1 protein-coding gene is annotated in these 1189 nt (G+C 64.9%); it reads left to right on the top strand.

The genetic code is table 11. The features are described from left to right. The coding region (gene tuf, locus HZS63_RS13775; RefSeq protein WP_180684561.1) for an elongation factor Tu at positions 1-1189 on the top strand (1189 nt) is incomplete at its 3' end.

The following is a 1189-nucleotide window of genomic DNA, read 5'->3' as shown; positions in this document are numbered from 1 at the left end:
ATGGCAAAAGAAAAATTCGAGCGGACCAAGCCGCACGTGAACGTGGGCACCATCGGTCACGTGGACCACGGCAAGACGACGCTGACGGCTGCCATCACCACCGTGCTGGCGCAGAAGTTCGGTGGTCAGGCCAAGGCCTATGACCAGATCGACGCGGCTCCGGAAGAAAAGGCGCGCGGCATCACCATCAACACCGCGCACGTGGAATACGAGACGGCCAACCGCCACTACGCCCACGTGGATTGCCCGGGCCACGCCGACTACGTGAAGAACATGATCACCGGTGCGGCGCAGATGGACGGAGCCATCCTGGTGGTCTCCGCCGCCGACGGCCCGATGCCCCAGACCCGCGAGCACATCCTGCTGGCGCGTCAGGTGGGCGTGCCCTACATCATCGTGTTCCTCAACAAGTGCGACATGGTCGACGACGAAGAGCTGCTCGAGCTCGTCGAGATGGAAGTGCGCGAGCTGCTCTCCAAGTACGACTTCCCGGGCGACGACACCCCCATCGTGAAGGGCTCGGCCAAGCTGGCCCTCGAAGGCGACAAGGGGCCCCTGGGCGAAGAGGCCATCATGAAGCTGGCCGAGGCGCTGGACAGCTACATCCCCACGCCCGAGCGCGCGGTGGACGGCGCCTTCCTGATGCCGGTCGAAGACGTGTTCTCCATCTCGGGCCGCGGCACCGTGGTGACCGGCCGTGTGGAGCGCGGCGTCATCAAGGTCGGTGAGGAAATCGAGATCGTCGGCATCCGCCCGACCCAGAAGACCACCTGCACCGGCGTGGAGATGTTCCGCAAGCTGCTCGATCAGGGCCAGGCGGGCGACAACGTCGGCATCCTGCTGCGCGGCACCAAGCGCGAGGAAGTCGAGCGCGGCCAGGTGCTGTGCAAGCCCGGCTCCATCAAGCCGCACACCCACTTCACCGGCGAGGTGTACGTGCTGAGCAAAGACGAAGGCGGACGCCACACGCCGTTCTTCAACAACTACCGTCCGCAGTTCTACTTCCGCACCACCGACGTGACCGGCTCGATCGAGCTGCCCGAAGGCAAGGAAATGGTGATGCCGGGCGACAACGTGTCGATTACGGTCAAGCTGATCGCGCCCATCGCCATGGAAGAAGGTCTGCGCTTTGCCATCCGCGAAGGCGGCCGCACCGTCGGCGCCGGCGTCGTGGCCAAGATTCTCGACT

The sequence above is a fragment of the Tepidicella baoligensis genome (genome assembly GCF_013432195.1).
Taxonomy (GTDB): Bacteria; Pseudomonadota; Gammaproteobacteria; order Burkholderiales; family Burkholderiaceae_C; genus Tepidicella; species Tepidicella baoligensis.
This window is presented reverse-complemented; position numbering and strand designations above follow the sequence as displayed.